This window comes from Myxosarcina sp. GI1(2024) (genome assembly GCF_053543375.1).
The window spans coordinates 101,371-115,620 of sequence record NZ_JBKGTY010000011.1 but is presented as its reverse complement, the minus strand read 5'-3'; the positions used below and the strand labels follow the sequence as shown (position 1 = coordinate 115,620).

Here is a 14,250-nt window from a genome sequence, read left to right as displayed (position 1 = left end):
GTCAGATAAAAAAGCTTTTTCGGTTTTAAGCAGCTAATCCTGAAGAATCTGAATTTAAATGCAAACCGCACTCTTGTTTCAGACCCTTAAAACGAGTGTCCCGCTCATTAACATCGTCAGCGAATAGCGGTCGGCTCGAATGCCAATCACCAATAGTCACGTATCCGCGATCTAACAGAGGGTGATATGGTAAATTATGAGCTTGCAAATAGTGATAAACGTCTTGAGCAGTCCAGTTGAGAATTGGGAGGATTTTGTAATATGCTCCTTGTTGGCTAATGGTGGCTAATGTTTGACGATGTTCGGTTTGTTGACGACGTAATCCTGCAATCCAAGCCGTAGCATTTAGTTCCTTCAAAGCTCGCTGCATCGGCTCGACCTTGCGAATGCGATAATAAAGATTGAGGGCTTTAACGTCATCTTGCTCCCAGAGCTTGCCATACTTTGCTTCCATCCGCGCTGGACTCATTGAAGACTGATAAATTTTCAGATTCAAATTGAGTCTTGCGGTCAACTGTTCGGCAAATTGATAGGTTTCTCGATGGAGATAACCTGTATCTGTCCAGATAACGGGAATATTGGGGCAAACTTGAGTCACTAAATGAAGCATTACTGCTGAATGAATGCCGAAGCTAGTACTCATTACCAACCCATCTCCAAAAGTTTCTACTGCCCAATTAATGTTCCAAGTTGGTTCCGTATTGACCAGTAAGTGATTAATGGTTTCTAAATCAAAATCTTCTAATTTAGAATTGGGGAATTGATTTTCTTCGTACACTTTTAATTCTCCATTTGTCGATCGATTTTCCGACTTTTAAATCGCTTTGACCGCCCGATTCAAAATTTTGCTGAGCCATAACTTCTAGAAATTGCAGTAAACTCAGCCAATTTTTTAGACTCGCAGAAATACACTACAAACAAAATTACGCTTAGGTTAGATCGGTCTTGCAAAAGAGCATCCACTCCCTTTACTGCTCAAGTTACAAGCTTTATTCAGTCGCTTCTTAAGAAATAATAAAAGATTAAAGCTCGGTTGTCTGTGATAAAGTCACACAAGAAATTTGTCGATCGTTGACTGTCAATAAATAATGGAATGTACCTTGTGTATTCGAGAATACAGAAGTATATTTCGAGCTTTGATTTTTCCAAGCTGGCTAATTAAGCGTAAGTAAATTACTTCACCATACTGGCGTATGTGCCTCAAAATACAGAAGTTATTGAAATACTGTTTGTTGCAAAATTACCTTATGACTTTTATGAATGTACTAATTCTGGTATTTTACGTCGCAGACCGATAGGGTATTTCACTCAAAGAAATTGATTGAAGTGCAATCCGAACTATTTTTTGCGAGTAGTTATGCAAAAAGGAAGATAGAGAGGACAGGTACTTACTAACCCTGTTAAAAGCAATATTACCGCAATGATACCAAGTAATAAACCCAACCAACCAGTAACAACACCTTTTAAAAGAATTATACTAATTGTGATAGCACTTGCTAATCGAATTACTTTGTCTACTGCTCCGATATTCTTCTTCATCATTGACTCCCAGAAATATAAATCAATTATTAAAAATAATAAAGGTTTTGATTTATCAAGTCCGTGATAAAGTCACCAAACTAGTTTATCAATTTAGGGAATTCCAAATCTAGCAATGGTTTCAAGTTTTATCCGATTATTCAGCGCGATCGTCTTACGAGAAAGAGATAGTAATTCTTCTTTCTCGAAAATTTTTAGAATTCGGCTGACTACTTCTCTGGAGGTTCCTAATTCTCTGGCAATTTCCAGATGTGTTTTTGATATAGCTTCAGATTTATTACCACTAGTTTTTAATAAATAGGAAGCAATTCGACAATCCATCCGTCGAAAAGCAACCTCTTCAACTATTTCAATAACATTGGTTAACCTGCGGGAAAGTAGTCCACATATGTAATCTTGCCAAATAGGATTATGTCTTATCCATTTACGCAAACTGCTGGCAGGAATAGTAACAGCTTCGACGCGGGTTAGAGTAATTGCGAAAGCAGGAAAATCTTTTTGACTCATAATACTAGAGGCTGTAAGTACACAACTATCACCTTTTTCTAAATGATAAAGAGTTATTTCTCTACCTTCTTCTCCTAGTTTATAGATACGAATATTTCCAGAGATAATTAGTGGCAAAAACTGACAACAATCTCCTTCAAAATAGACAGACTGATTTTTCGCCAATTTAATTGTTTGCGCTTGAGTTAAAAAGGAGTTCTTTTCTTGACCACTTAGCTTTTCTAAAAATGGAAAAGTGCTAAAAATAGCTGTGTCAAAACTGGAATTGTGATTTTTAGATAAATTCATCATTCTCCATTAATTTCTTACGTTTTGGTTACTCATCAATATTATTCCCAAAAGTCAAAGCAACTAAATAAAATGATCCTGAGCAAATAGGTGAACTAGCAATATTGTTCAAATTACAAGAGAAACTTGACATATCAAAGCTAATTTAGAAAAACTAAGGCAATCGGGAAGCAAATACTTGACAAAGAGGTAGAAGCTCTTTCATTAAATAAAGTCACACTGACTGATGAAAAAATAGAAAAAAGAATTTTAATTATTAGCCAGAAGATGGGTAATGATTGTACTTTCCCTTTGTCAATGCAGAAGCTTTGTCTAGTAGTTGGTGTAGTTGGTCATGAAAAATTACCTGAAACATGCGAATCAATTACTTATATTGCGATGGTACAGTCGTTATCAAAGCTACTATCTCAAAACAAAAAACAGTTTGCTTAATATTTATTTACAAACGGTATCTTGGATAGAGCTAAAACACAAGTAAGAACAAATTAAGGAGAAAATCAGTTTATTCTCAGATTTTGTGGCTAGACTACATATGGGTTCGTGATACAAGTGTCTCAAAACTATCTTCTATGCAGCGTTGGCCTTTTTTCGCTAAAGACACTTTTAAATATTCCAGATTTGAATGCTGATAAAGGTTACGATATCTGCCAGAAGCGATTGCAATTTAGAAAGAGAGCCATTAAACTCCAATTTTTTAGAACGATATACCGAGATTGCGGAAGAACCTTGTTGTATTCGGTATCAAAGTAAATATCGTCGTTTTGCTGTTTGATGAAAGCGTATAAAAGTTAATTTCGATGCCTCTTTTTTTCTGGGTACCTTTCACGTTTAGATTAACAGAATATTATTAATGGAATAGGTTCATAAAAAACATGAAAACAAAACTAGTATTAGTTGGTGGTGGTCATTCCCATGCGATCGCACTCAAGCAATGGGGACTCAAACCTATATCCAATGTAAATTTAATTTTAATTAGTGATGTAAAGCAAACACCATATTCAGGAATGTTACCTGGTCATGTGGCGGGTTTTTATAGCTACTCTGAAACTCATATTAATCTGCTTAGTCTGGCTAAATTTGCAGGTGCAAAGTTGATTGTCGATCGGGCAATTAAGATAGATGCTGACAACAATAAAGTTATTTGTAATCTTAATCAGATTGAATTTGATTATTTATCTTTAGATATTGGCAGCACCCCCGAAAATACTACTATCCCTGGTGCTAAAGAATATGCTATTCCCGCCAAGCCTGTACCTGTGTTTCTTAATGCTTGGTATCAGCTGAAACGAGAAGCAAAATTAAATCCAGTTCGACCGCGAACGATAGTGATTGTTGGAGGTGGTGCTGGTGGAGTAGAATTGGCGTTGAATATGCAAACTTGTTTACAAAAAGTTTTGCCAGTTAGAGAAAAAGAGCTACTTCAAATTCATTTGATTCATCGTAGAGATCGGCTACTCTCCAATCACAATGATTGGGTAAGCAACAAGCTTAAAAAAATTATCTTAAAACGGGGTATTAAACTGCATTTACAAGAAGGCGTTACCCAAGTTTTACCAAATTATATTCATTGCAAATCGGGATTGAAAATTAAGTGCGATCGCACCTTTTGGGTAACTCAAGCTACTGCACCTGAATGGGTTAAAAAGTCTCAACTTACTACCGATGCTAAAGGTTTCATATTAGTTAGGGATACTCTTCAGTCAGTGTCTCATCCTCAAGTTTTTGCAGCAGGAGACATTGCTAGTATGACTAACTACAAACGTCCTAAAGCAGGAGTTTTCGCTGTACGTCAAGGACAACCACTAGTGGATAACTGGAAACGTATACTTACAGGTAAACCACTAAAAACTTATACTCCTCAACACAAGTATTTAGCATTAATTGGGACAGGAGATCGTAAGGCGATCGCATCGTGGAGTAATTTTGGTTGGCAATCTAGTGTCTTCTGGTGGCTCAAAGACTATATTGACCGAAAATTCATGAATCAGTTTTTTGATTTAAAGTAAAGACTTCTATTCCTTAGAGGATGTACGAAAAGTCTAAAATGTAACTTCTGAGTGGCTGATAGAACTTTTGTGTGTTAAAGGATTTAATCCAAGGAGTATGTATAATAAATTGTGCCAAAGGTCAAAACCTACTCTATTGCTAGTATCGATGGTCTAAATGGCTTTGCCGAAGCGACGAAGCGGTATTTGCCCAAAACAGCATACAGTCGTGTATGGTACGCATAGTACGAAATTCCTTGCGCTATGCCTCTTACAAACACCGTAAAGCTATTGCTGCTGACTTGAAAAGCATGTACAATACTGCTACTGAAGCTGAAGCCGAATAAGCATTGATGGCTTTTGCCGACAAATTGGACTCAACCTATGCCCCAATTAGTTAGTAAGTCTTGGTTGGCTGAATAGCAGCACGTCATCCCTTTTTTCCAATTTCCCCCAGAAATTTGCCGTATCATCTACATTACTAATGCGCTCTAGTCAATGAATATGATTTTGAGAAAAGTGTTGAGGAATCATCGGATTTTCCGACCGATGAAGCTGCACTTCAAGTTATTCATCTAGCTGTAGACAATTTATTCTAGAGATGGAATAAACCCCTACGGGATGGTAAAGCTGCTTTAAATCGATTTTTGACCGAATTCGATGGGCGACTTCCACTATGACTTTTTCGCTTTGACACAAACTTATTGGCAGACCCCATTGCGATCTATTTATTTGAAAACTGCTGTAAGCTTATTATCATTTCCCATTGTTAGGAAAACTTGGTCAGTAAACCCAAGAAAAATTTCGTCTTGGGAGTTAGCAGGGTACGTCGATAAGTATCGGCGGCTTTTTTGATTGCTTCTGCCTGAGTAGGATATGGATGAATCACGCTGGCGAGCTTGCTCAAGCCTATTCCGTTAGTTATTGCCGTTGTTACCTCACTAATCATTTCCCCTGCATGACGAGCCACAATAGTTGCGCCGAGAATTTTATCCGAGTCTTGTGGATGATGAATTTTAAGAAATCCTCCCTCTTCACCATCAGCTAGGGCGCGGTCTAAATGATTAAAATCAATTTTAATGGTATTAGTCTTAATGCCTTGTGCTTGCGCCTCCTCAGCATACAGTCCCACATGGGCGATTTCGGGATCGGTATAGGTTACCCAGGGTATTATCAATTTGCTCAACTTATCTTTACCCAAGCCAAAAGGAGCAAACAAAGTATTTTTAATTACGATTCGCGCTGTAGCATCTGCGGTGTGGGTAAACTTTTCCTTAAGACAGATATCTCCTGCTGCGTAAATCCGAGGATTGCTAGTTTGCAGAAAGTCATTAACTTTTACGCCGTGGCGATCGTATTTCACATTTACCGCCTCTAAATTCAATCCTTCTACGTTTGGCGCACGTCCAGCACCCACCAAAATTTCATCGACAGTTACAGTGTGCTTACCCTGACTTTTGGTATAGGTAATCTCTTTACCTCTGCTGGTCTGACGAACAAACTGAATTTCGGAGTTTAAAACCAGATTGACACCATCTGTCTCAAATTGATATCGAACGATGGCGGCAGCTTCGGAATCCTCATTACTGAGCAAATGCCCTCCACGATGGAGTAGAGTTACTCTAGAACCCAAGCGATGAAAAGCCTGCGCCAATTCACAGCCAATCGGTCCTCCACCAATAACAGCCAGACGGTTGGGTTTTTCGGTCAAGTTAAAAACCGTTTCATTGGTCAGGTAGCCTGCTTCTGCCAGCCCCTCAATTTCGGGAGCGATAGCTCTTGCTCCTGTAGCAATCACTGCTTTTTTAAAGCGCAGGATTTTACCATCTACTTCTACCGAGTCTGCACTACTAAACCTTGCCTGTCCCAAAAAGACATCTACACCAGATTTTTTAGCACCTGCCGCCGAATCAACTTTGCTGATTTGCGATCGCACCCGCCGCATCCGCCGCATTACGGAGGCAAAATCAACAGTAATAGTTTCGGGTGCAGCAATTCCAAGTTTTTCTGCCTCTTGCATCTCCGCTACTACACGCGAGGAGCGAATTATACATTTGGAGGGAATGCAGCCCACGTTAAGACAGTCTCCTCCCATCAAATGCCGCTCGATTAAAGCTATTTTTAAACCGATACCAATTCCTGCCGCTCCTTTGGCAACTACTAATCCAGCCGTTCCCGCTCCAATAACTACCAAATCGTAACAGGCAGCAGGTTTGGGGCTAATCCAGTCTATAGGATGCACATAATCTACCAAACGGCGATTATACTCATCCATTGGCGGAACAATTACTTTCTCTACTCTTGAATGTGACATGATGCTTTAATCGGCTCCTAAAAATATATAAGGTTAGAATTGCTCTCAATCAGTCGCTCGTTTAAGAAAATTGTTCGGAAGATTCAGTAGAAATTTCTTCATTAAGTGCGCGGCGAGCAATTTTGGTAACGTATAAGGTTACGGCTACAGTGGCAATAAATCCTACAATGCGAATCGTCCACTGTATTACAGGATCGCTGGGTTGATTTTCGCCACCAAGGGTAGCCAGACTACCAGCTAGAGAACCGATATAAACGTACATAATCGTTCCTGGCAGCATTCCACAGGAACCTAAAATATAGTCTTTTAAGGATACGCCAGTAACGCCAAAACCGTAATTTAGCAGATTGAAAGGAAATACAGGAGATAGCCGCGTTAGGAGAACTATTTTACTACCCTCTCTCTCCACGGCTCTATCTACAGCCCGAAACTTCTCATTACCCTCAATTTTTTTGGAAACCCAGTCTCGAGCTAGATAGTGACCGACTAAGAAAGCCAAAATCGCGCCAAGCATCGCGCCGACAAAGACATAAATTGAACCTTCAATTACGCCATAGACTACTCCCCCACCGAGAGTCAGAATCGAACCAGGTAAAAAAGCAACCGTCGCTACGACATACAATGCCATAAAAGCGATAATCCCTACGGTTCCTAACCCCTGAATCCACTCCAGGGCATTACGCAACCATTCTTGGGGAGCAAACCACCCTCCACTAGTTCCTTGGGCTAATGCAGGAGTAATAGCGACTGCCAAAGAAATCGTAGCTAGCATGGCAATATCAATTATTTTTTTCATTAATCTATTGGGAACTGACTAAAATTACACCGATAACAATAAAAACCAAACCAAAATATTGATTGGTAGCGGTCGATTTACTAAGAGTTTTTGATTTTTACAATCTTACGACCCGTTCTCCAAAAGCTTAGTGGTGCATAAGCTTAGAGAATTACGTCTGATTAACCAGTGGCTAAAAGGTTTGCGACTTTTATTTCTCATTCCAGTAAAAACGATAAAATAAAAAATCATCGGCAAATTTATGTTGGTCTAAGACATGATGTACTAAATTTTCATCTATTAATCTTTGACCTAACCGAACTGCTTGTTTTTTTGTCAGCTTCAGATTTGATTGCATCCATTCCACTGCTTCGCTACCAACAAAACATTTCGGATAAACTTTTAATCTATAACGACGAGCTTCGATCTGAACACCACCTATATTTCTCATTTTAGAAACTAGGTCGTCGAGATCGATTTGATTTACAATGTCCATAGACTCAGACCCACTTAGAAGATTTAGATTTTTATCTTCTATCCAGACAGTAAAACCAATAGGCTCTTCAATCAACACACAAGAAACTTCTCCTCGGAAATCTAGAAATTTGTTGCGACAATATTCTAATGCATCTCTAATGCATCTTGTTTTCGTTCCAAAGAAAAAAATGCATCTTTTGTATGAAGCTTATTTCCATAAGCAACACCAGGTAAATATTCTAGTCCCAGTTCAGTCTTTTTAGTTAAGTTACAGTATTCTATTTGCTGATTGCTTAATATTTTCATTATTTTACCAAGCCCCAAAAATATGCGGTATGAATTTTTGAAGACTGAGATCGAAAAATCATCTCAGTCCACGCAAATATTTTTCCCAAAAAAAGCATATTTTTATCAGTTCTGGTAAAACAGTATTGTCAGAGGCGGTTTGATATCCTGACCAACATGTACAACTCTGTCACAGCAGACATCTGTGAACTGTCCCGCTGCGGATTCCGCTGACGAACTTAACATAAGAACTAAAAGCGATCGCGGACAAGCAAAAATACTTTAGCTAATCAGGAGCTAACTCAGCAAAAGAAGATATGCGAGTTTTAGCCGAGGAACTCCCTCAAAACACGTAAACAGACGAATCGCATTCATCGCATTCGCAGTAAGTATGTGTTGTAAATTAACTTTGTTCAAACCTGTATAATGAGCAGACCGCATATCAAAACCACGAACGCCTTGAGAAATTGTAACTTCAACTCCTGCACGTTGATTGTGTAGTCGGTCATGATTTGCAGGATTCGTTCGAGAAATAGATCGGATTCAATCGCCATTTCATTTAAGACGGTTGTAACGGAATCTGGCTTTACCATCCCTTCGTTTAGACCATCCTCGATTAATTCGATAGTCATCTCAAACTCGCCACTTGAGTAAAGATAATCAATCGCCGCCTTTAAAGATTCTTTCAACATGATGTGATTCCTCAATAGTTTTTTTTCTTGAGGAATTGCGGGCTTTTGTGTAATTAGGGAAAATAGCAAAATTCCTATGGTTTTTTGCGGCACGGTTTGCTTCATGCTTGCCAATGAATCTGCTCAAGAGAATATATTGAGCCTGCAAATAAAAGTGTTTATACTGATGCGGTCAATGCTGCAATGTCTCTGGGAACGCAGTGATCGCCCAGGCAGATGTAACGTTTCTTGCACCTGCGGTTCTTGGGAGCAGGATAAGAACTGGTGTAAATTAAATTGGTAGCTAGTTCTGATTTAAGTTTCACCTGAATGTATTGCTCTAGAGAATTGTAACTCGATATTCCCAGCCCCATTGCCTCATTAATGGTCGCGGGAATTATCAATGGAGGAATACCGGTCGCTCTAACATTATTTTGCGATCGCGATTTGGGATTTTCCTTTACGTTCTTGGCAAATTCCTTGGCAGCATCAACTCTATCACCGCCAGTAATTTTGTAAATGTAATGTAGTATTATTGCAATTCCTTTGATGCTCAAGCAAATTAAGGTAACGATCGCCTTAAGTACATTTGCAATTAATGGGATTATTTTCTCATTAACGATGTATTCAAATACGTCTACGTATCGATTAAACTCTCGTGCCGTCATGGTTTTAGTTTCCTCATTCATTATTTTTTCTTTTTAAATGAGGTCGCTAATTAGTATCCCGAAATGTAATGTCGTCCTGGTTTGAAAGCTAAACATTATATTTATTTTTCTTTTTGCATCGTGTAGTGCTGCACGAGCAAAATTCTCTTAGGTTATTTTTTTCTCTTGAACTTCCTCAGAAAACAAAAAAAAATCTGAGGATGATATGAGTACCAAAAAGAGAAAACCCCGAAACAAGACTAAATTTACCGATGGCGAAACATTTATCCATCCCAACATCAGTTACAAGCTAAGTGAGAAACGCAAGCTACTAATCGATCTCGTTAATCATTACATTAGATCGGGTCTGGCTTACAAAGACATTGCTAAAGCGATCGGATATTCAGAAGCTACGGTTGTCAGACTTTATTATGGTTATGCCGATAACTGTCTATCTTCCAATCAAATAAAGGAACTCAAAGCATTGGGTGCTGAAATTACTCTGACCGAAACGGTTAGTCGGATTGCTAGCAAAGGCGAAGTATCAGACAGAAAGGCAATAATGCCTGTCGTGACCAATATGTCACTCTATTATTTCGAGAAGCACGAATTAACAGAATCAATGCCGTTGCCGTTTGAAATCCGAACTATTAAATACATCCCGCGATCGCCAGGACGAGACTTTGGCAAGTTAGAGAATGAAGCTTACGAAGAGGTTAACGTTATCGATACTCAAAGGAGTTACCGTAAAATCAGACCTTACGTTGTTATGTATCTTGGTGCTTGCTGCACAATTTAACCGTTCGGTAATTTTAAAACCATTAGTAACTAACCCAAATTACTGGTGGTTTCTGACCTAATGGCGCACCTGAATTAATTTTACGTATACCAGTAGGAGTAAACGGAGGGAACAAATTCCCCTCCATCAACTCAGTCGGTAAATTTAGTTCGAGCGTCGATATAATTCGAGCGATTTAATAAATTGATGCAAACTTTCGATTTTCTCGACGAGTTTTGCTTTCTCGGCATCGCTGTCGGCTTGAAATTTGATAAAGGTATTGCGTAGCATCAGCTTTTCACTCGATGGCAGTAAGGATTTATCTGATTTAATCGCTTCGAGAAATCGCGCCAACTGTTGATTAGTGCGTTCGATGCCGAAGTAGATATCGCCTTTAAGGTCTGCCAGGTTTAGCTTCCTAGTCATATCCGCCAGATTATCAAATGTAGATAAATGACTGCTAACTGGATTTTGGTAGTGTATTTTTAGTCGTTCGTAATACTCTTCATCGGTACGAAAGCTAACCTGGGGTAAATCACGTTTTCGTTTCTTCGAGATCGGGGGAGCGTTGTCTTCTGCTATTTCGTCTAGACTGCCATCTTCTTGTCTGACGATCGCGGTAAAGTTCTTAGTCTCGTTTTGTAAACGTTTCTCAATATCCTCAATTATTTCTCGTTCTAGATCGACTTTGCTCTGCGCTGCGGCTATTGCTTGATTGTCGTCGCTTGATTCTAACTTCTCTAACTTATTGAGTGCTGCTTTTAATCTAGCTTTGGCGTTGGCTAAGTCTTTCTGTAGTCTATTGGACATGATTGTCTCCTCTAGTTTTAGTTTTAGTTTTTTTCTTTTTTTTTTTGTGGAGACAGTCACCGATTTTTACGTGCAGCAATAGGGACAAGAGCGGGTATAAATCCCGCCCGAATTTCGTAGTTGCTTTTTAGTGCTATTCGTCTTTCAACGTATAGTAATTGTCTAAAGCGGCGAGAAATTCTGTTTTGATTAGGCTTAAAGCGATTGATAGTTCATAGGTGGTGTAAGTTTCCAAGAGTTCGCCAGCAATATGGTTATAGACTGTAACGCTATATACCAACCTGGGATTGCGCGTACCACAGGTAATCAATTCGTTGGCAGTTAAATAGATTTGAACGTCTTCGGCTCTGGCAAAGATATATTTGAGAGTCGTATGAACATCATAAGCATCTTTGCCGATGTCTTGATAGCGACTGGTCTCCTGAGATAATTTATCTACGAAGGATAGAGCGATGCTGTTGGTGAGAAATTCCATTGGTTTGTTCCTTTACTTTTTTTTCTTTGGCAGTAAAGGAACCGAAAGTTTATTTTTTCTTGAGATATCGCCCGCTACTCTACATCGGTGGTAAATCTATTTTGTCCCTCGCCGCGAGATAGTTATTGAGAATCATTTCGGGACTCGTTCCCGCGAGTCTAGCAATGGTCGCTACGTCAATGCCCGCTCGTACCAGCCTCGTAATTCCCGAATGCCGCAGGCTATAGAATTTCAGATACTTATGAACTTTCCCTGATAAAGCTAACTTAGTAACTAATGGCTTCCAGACATCGCGTCCCCAGGCTCTTTGATTCATGTAACTCCTTGCCTTGGGAGTTGGAAAGAGTAAATTGTGCTGGTTGGGTTTATGGGGTACGGTTCTCAAAAAATCTCTCAATTCCCGATTGCATTTAAAGACACGAATTTCGCGAGTCTTGCCATCTTTGAAAACGCCTCTCGAATAAGCTTTTGAAAAAGTAATAAACGTGCCGTTGCTTCTAGTTTTAATATCGGACCAAGTAAGCGCGATCGCGTCTTCTGGGCGACAAAATGTCAGAGCGACGAATTTTACGTAGTGAAAGTAATAAGAATGGGGAACTCTAGAATACTTACTAACGTATTTGTCAGATTTAAAAGCTTCGAGTATTACCTCGATCTCATCTGATTCATAGCATTCGATTTTCTTTTTCGCTCGTTTTGGAAGTTTGAGACCTACAAAGGGATTCTTATCGATTTGACCTTGTTTGAGAGACAGGTAGCAAGCAGCCTTAAGATCGGGAAACACCCTCTCCAAAGTTCCTACGGAGTATATTGCCAATAGCTCGGATAATAGTAAATCTGTCCGATTTAGCTGCAATGCCTTTTTAGTTACTTTATCCAAACAGCTATCGGTTTGTTTCCAGGATGCTTTTTGCGTTGTCAGTTCGCTAATGTGCTTGTTGGCTGACGGGGTGACAACCCTGTGAGAAGTCAGACAGTGTAGAGAACAGAGACAACCTATGGTAAAAAAGATTCGGTCAGTTATTGAGAATCCGACCGAACCCTAAAAAATGTTAAACCAATTGTACCGCAATCATCTTTCACGTTATCTGAGTGATGACCAACTAATTACTTTGGAAGTGCTGGTATACCTTATCCAGACCTACAAACAAGTAAAGATAGAAAGACTAGCTGCATACTTCCCTTTACCAATTAAATATGAGAGCCGTCGTCGCCGAATCCAAAGGTTTTTGAAGTCCTCAGCTTTATCAGTTTCGTTAGTCTGGTTTCCCATAGTCAAAGAAGTAGTTCAAAAGAAATTCTTGCCAGACCAGACAATTTATCTAGTCTTAGATAGAACTCAATGGCAAGATAAAAATCTGTTCATGGTTGGAGTAGTGATGGCGAAAAGAGCTTTGCCTATATACTGGCAGTTTCTAGAGAAGAAAGGAGCCAGTAACTTCGCTCAACAAAAAGCCATATTACGTCCAGTATTGAAGCTGTTTAAACAACACCAAATCGTTATTTTAGGAGACAGAGAATTCCAGAGTGTTGAACTAGCTAAGTGGCTGACCCAGCAGCAGGTCTACTTTGTGCTTCGACAGAGAAAGAGTACGAAGATAATGGTAACTCAATTAGGTTTTACTCCCTTAAAAGACCTAGACGTTAATCCAGGAGACCAACGGTTTTATCAAGAAACTAAAGTCACTCAACTGCATCAAGTTTCGGGGATTTATTTAGGGGTCTATTGGCGACGTATTTACCGAGGCATGGGGGCAAAGGAACCCTGGTATCTGCTGACAAATTTACCCAATTTACCTGAAGCTGTCAAAGCCTATAAAAAGCGCGTAGGGATTGAGGCGATGTTTAAAGATTGCAAGTCAGGTGGCTACAATCTCGAGGGGTCGCAAGCTCAGATTGAACGCCTTACTCGTCTAGTTTTGCTCATCGCCATTGCTTACACTCACTCGGTGTTCAAAGGACATACTCTTAGCCTTCGAGGTCAGTCTAAATACATCGGTCGCCATCGAAAAATTAAACAATCTTTGACTCGCAACAGCTACTTTTGGCTTGGTTTATATGGTAGTAGCTGGCTGGTTTCATTTACCTTGATGAAGGAATGGATAAACAAATTGATGTGGCTCAATCTCAATAAGCTGCCTTTTTACCAGAGGGGTCTACGAGCTATGTTTATTATCCAGCAATCTTTCTAGCTCCCTTGTCACCCCTTCAGGCTTGTTGGTCTCTTTGTACTGGTTCCAGATTTGAACTAAGTCCCAGACCCTTTGTACTATTTCAATCTGTTGAACTTGTCGCGGCAAATATTTTTCGTAACTAAAGTCAAAAGTTCGCGCTTTGATATCGTTATTTATTTCTTTGGCTACTGCTAAAGCCTCGAACCATCCATCATCATTGGCTGATGCAATAACGATTTGATGGCGCTTACCTTTGGGATAGGTAAACCGAACGCGGTAGCTATTTTTGTATTTATCGATATTAACTTTGCCAATCTTGGCTTTATCGCGTCCATCAATGTACATTCTGGTTTCTGTGTTGAGTCTAGAAACCAAAAAGAAACCAATTTATTCAATTTTGAGACCAAAATCTTTTCTCTAACAGAGCTAAAGTCAAAATTTTTCCCTCGCAAAATATTGACGAAGCTATTGCTATATATAGATTCTAGAATTTTTAGCTACTAGCTTTTCTCAGGCGCAACTTCT

16 protein-coding genes and 2 pseudogenes are annotated in these 14,250 nt (G+C 39.4%); 4 read left to right on the top strand and 14 right to left on the bottom strand.

Annotated elements, in window-relative coordinates:
• Nucleotides 1–25 precede the first annotated feature (25 nt).
• The 3 genes from cysH to ACLFKQ_RS26580 form a co-directional block, all read right to left on the bottom strand.
• On the bottom strand, nucleotides 26–778 hold the full coding sequence (gene cysH / locus ACLFKQ_RS26590) for a phosphoadenosine phosphosulfate reductase (protein WP_449002672.1): 753 nt from the start codon (nucleotides 776–778) through the stop codon (nucleotides 26–28).
• Between the two features lie 560 nt (nucleotides 779–1,338).
• Complete coding sequence (locus ACLFKQ_RS26585) at nucleotides 1,339–1,539, bottom strand: YgaP family membrane protein (RefSeq protein ID WP_449002724.1); 201 nt, start codon at nucleotides 1,537–1,539, stop codon at nucleotides 1,339–1,341.
• Between the two features lie 93 nt (nucleotides 1,540–1,632).
• Nucleotides 1,633–2,334, bottom strand: coding sequence for a Crp/Fnr family transcriptional regulator (locus tag ACLFKQ_RS26580; protein WP_449002671.1), 702 nt, complete (start codon nucleotides 2,332–2,334; stop codon nucleotides 1,633–1,635).
• Nucleotides 2,335–3,206: 872 nt separating this feature from the next.
• On the opposite strand from ACLFKQ_RS26580, the gene ACLFKQ_RS26575 reads away from it, so the two are divergent.
• Nucleotides 3,207–4,340 carry an FAD-dependent oxidoreductase gene (locus ACLFKQ_RS26575; RefSeq protein ID WP_449002670.1) on the top strand — a complete coding sequence of 378 codons (1,134 nt, stop codon included), beginning with the start codon at nucleotides 3,207–3,209 and terminating at the stop codon, nucleotides 4,338–4,340.
• A gap of 188 nt (nucleotides 4,341–4,528) precedes the next feature.
• A pseudogene (locus ACLFKQ_RS26570) lies at nucleotides 4,529–4,666 on the top strand (transposase); the annotation flags it as partial.
• A gap of 422 nt (nucleotides 4,667–5,088) precedes the next feature.
• On the opposite strand, the gene ACLFKQ_RS26565 reads toward ACLFKQ_RS26570, so the two are convergent.
• From ACLFKQ_RS26565 to ACLFKQ_RS26535, 7 genes and pseudogenes are all read right to left on the bottom strand, one after another.
• Nucleotides 5,089–6,633 (bottom strand): mercuric reductase, encoded by a 1,545-nt coding sequence (locus ACLFKQ_RS26565; RefSeq protein ID WP_449002669.1) that lies wholly within the window; start codon nucleotides 6,631–6,633, stop codon nucleotides 5,089–5,091.
• Nucleotides 6,634–6,694: 61 nt separating this feature from the next.
• Nucleotides 6,695–7,429 carry a TVP38/TMEM64 family protein gene (locus ACLFKQ_RS26560; RefSeq protein ID WP_449002668.1) on the bottom strand — a complete coding sequence of 245 codons (735 nt, stop codon included), beginning with the start codon at nucleotides 7,427–7,429 and terminating at the stop codon, nucleotides 6,695–6,697.
• Nucleotides 7,430–7,619: 190 nt separating this feature from the next.
• Nucleotides 7,620–7,982 (bottom strand): hypothetical protein, encoded by a 363-nt coding sequence (locus ACLFKQ_RS26555; RefSeq protein WP_449002667.1) that lies wholly within the window; start codon nucleotides 7,980–7,982, stop codon nucleotides 7,620–7,622.
• Between the two features lie 47 nt (nucleotides 7,983–8,029).
• A complete protein-coding gene (locus ACLFKQ_RS26550) occupies nucleotides 8,030–8,191 on the bottom strand; it encodes a hypothetical protein (RefSeq protein ID WP_449002666.1) in 162 nt (53 codons plus the stop codon).
• Between the two features lie 265 nt (nucleotides 8,192–8,456).
• Nucleotides 8,457–8,668: pseudogene (locus ACLFKQ_RS26545) on the bottom strand (transposase); the annotation flags it as partial.
• Complete coding sequence (locus ACLFKQ_RS26540; protein ID WP_449002665.1) at nucleotides 8,584–8,967, bottom strand: hypothetical protein; 384 nt, start codon at nucleotides 8,965–8,967, stop codon at nucleotides 8,584–8,586. The gene ACLFKQ_RS26540 and the pseudogene ACLFKQ_RS26545, both read right to left, overlap by 85 nt.
• Before the next feature lie 53 nt (nucleotides 8,968–9,020).
• Nucleotides 9,021–9,530 (bottom strand): hypothetical protein, encoded by a 510-nt coding sequence (locus tag ACLFKQ_RS26535; RefSeq protein WP_449002664.1) that lies wholly within the window; start codon nucleotides 9,528–9,530, stop codon nucleotides 9,021–9,023.
• 184 nt (nucleotides 9,531–9,714) lie between these two features.
• Between ACLFKQ_RS26535 and ACLFKQ_RS26530 the strand changes: the two genes are divergently transcribed.
• Complete coding sequence (locus ACLFKQ_RS26530; RefSeq protein WP_449002663.1) at nucleotides 9,715–10,287, top strand: hypothetical protein; 573 nt, start codon at nucleotides 9,715–9,717, stop codon at nucleotides 10,285–10,287.
• Nucleotides 10,288–10,431: 144 nt separating this feature from the next.
• Here the strand turns inward: ACLFKQ_RS26530 and ACLFKQ_RS26525 are convergent, their stop codons facing one another.
• The 3 genes from ACLFKQ_RS26525 to ACLFKQ_RS26515 all read right to left on the bottom strand — a co-directional run bounded on the left by ACLFKQ_RS26525 (nucleotide 10,432) and on the right by ACLFKQ_RS26515 (nucleotide 12,431).
• On the bottom strand, nucleotides 10,432–11,076 hold the full coding sequence (locus tag ACLFKQ_RS26525; RefSeq protein ID WP_449002662.1) for a hypothetical protein: 645 nt from the start codon (nucleotides 11,074–11,076) through the stop codon (nucleotides 10,432–10,434).
• A gap of 133 nt (nucleotides 11,077–11,209) precedes the next feature.
• Complete coding sequence (locus ACLFKQ_RS26520; protein WP_449002661.1) at nucleotides 11,210–11,551, bottom strand: hypothetical protein; 342 nt, start codon at nucleotides 11,549–11,551, stop codon at nucleotides 11,210–11,212.
• 79 nt (nucleotides 11,552–11,630) lie between these two features.
• On the bottom strand, nucleotides 11,631–12,431 hold the full coding sequence (locus ACLFKQ_RS26515) for a tyrosine-type recombinase/integrase (RefSeq protein ID WP_449002660.1): 801 nt from the start codon (nucleotides 12,429–12,431) through the stop codon (nucleotides 11,631–11,633).
• Between the two features lie 169 nt (nucleotides 12,432–12,600).
• Here ACLFKQ_RS26515 and ACLFKQ_RS26510 point away from each other — a divergent pair, with 169 nt between their 5' ends.
• A complete protein-coding gene (locus tag ACLFKQ_RS26510) occupies nucleotides 12,601–13,743 on the top strand; it encodes an IS4 family transposase (RefSeq protein ID WP_448998311.1) in 1,143 nt (380 codons plus the stop codon).
• Here the strand turns inward: ACLFKQ_RS26510 and ACLFKQ_RS26505 are convergent.
• The gene (locus ACLFKQ_RS26505) at nucleotides 13,708–14,100 is read right to left on the bottom strand and encodes a hypothetical protein (RefSeq protein WP_449002659.1); all 393 of its coding nucleotides are present in this window, start codon (nucleotides 14,098–14,100) and stop codon (nucleotides 13,708–13,710) included. The two genes, ACLFKQ_RS26510 and ACLFKQ_RS26505, sit on opposite strands and share 36 nt — an antisense overlap.
• Between the last annotated feature and the right edge of the window lie 150 nt (nucleotides 14,101–14,250).

What these genes read in the sequence shown, in the direction of transcription:
- ACLFKQ_RS26585 (WP_449002724.1), bottom strand. Translation starts at nt 1,539, where the DNA reads ATGAAGAAGAATATCGGAGCAGTAGACAAAGTAATTCGATTAGCAAGT.
- ACLFKQ_RS26580 (WP_449002671.1), bottom strand. Translation starts at nt 2,334, where the DNA reads ATGAATTTATCTAAAAATCACAATTCCAGTTTTGACACAGCTATTTTT.
- ACLFKQ_RS26575 (WP_449002670.1), top strand. Translation starts at nt 3,207, where the DNA reads ATGAAAACAAAACTAGTATTAGTTGGTGGTGGTCATTCCCATGCGATC.
- ACLFKQ_RS26565 (WP_449002669.1), bottom strand. Translation starts at nt 6,633, where the DNA reads ATGTCACATTCAAGAGTAGAGAAAGTAATTGTTCCGCCAATGGATGAG.
- ACLFKQ_RS26560 (WP_449002668.1), bottom strand. Translation starts at nt 7,429, where the DNA reads ATGAAAAAAATAATTGATATTGCCATGCTAGCTACGATTTCTTTGGCA.
- ACLFKQ_RS26550 (WP_449002666.1), bottom strand. Translation starts at nt 8,191, where the DNA reads ATGAAAATATTAAGCAATCAGCAAATAGAATACTGTAACTTAACTAAA.
- ACLFKQ_RS26540 (WP_449002665.1), bottom strand. Translation starts at nt 8,967, where the DNA reads ATGAAGCAAACCGTGCCGCAAAAAACCATAGGAATTTTGCTATTTTCC.
- ACLFKQ_RS26535 (WP_449002664.1), bottom strand. Translation starts at nt 9,530, where the DNA reads ATGAATGAGGAAACTAAAACCATGACGGCACGAGAGTTTAATCGATAC.
- ACLFKQ_RS26530 (WP_449002663.1), top strand. Translation starts at nt 9,715, where the DNA reads ATGAGTACCAAAAAGAGAAAACCCCGAAACAAGACTAAATTTACCGAT.
- ACLFKQ_RS26525 (WP_449002662.1), bottom strand. Translation starts at nt 11,076, where the DNA reads ATGTCCAATAGACTACAGAAAGACTTAGCCAACGCCAAAGCTAGATTA.
- ACLFKQ_RS26520 (WP_449002661.1), bottom strand. Translation starts at nt 11,551, where the DNA reads ATGGAATTTCTCACCAACAGCATCGCTCTATCCTTCGTAGATAAATTA.
- ACLFKQ_RS26510 (WP_448998311.1), top strand. Translation starts at nt 12,601, where the DNA reads ATGTTAAACCAATTGTACCGCAATCATCTTTCACGTTATCTGAGTGAT.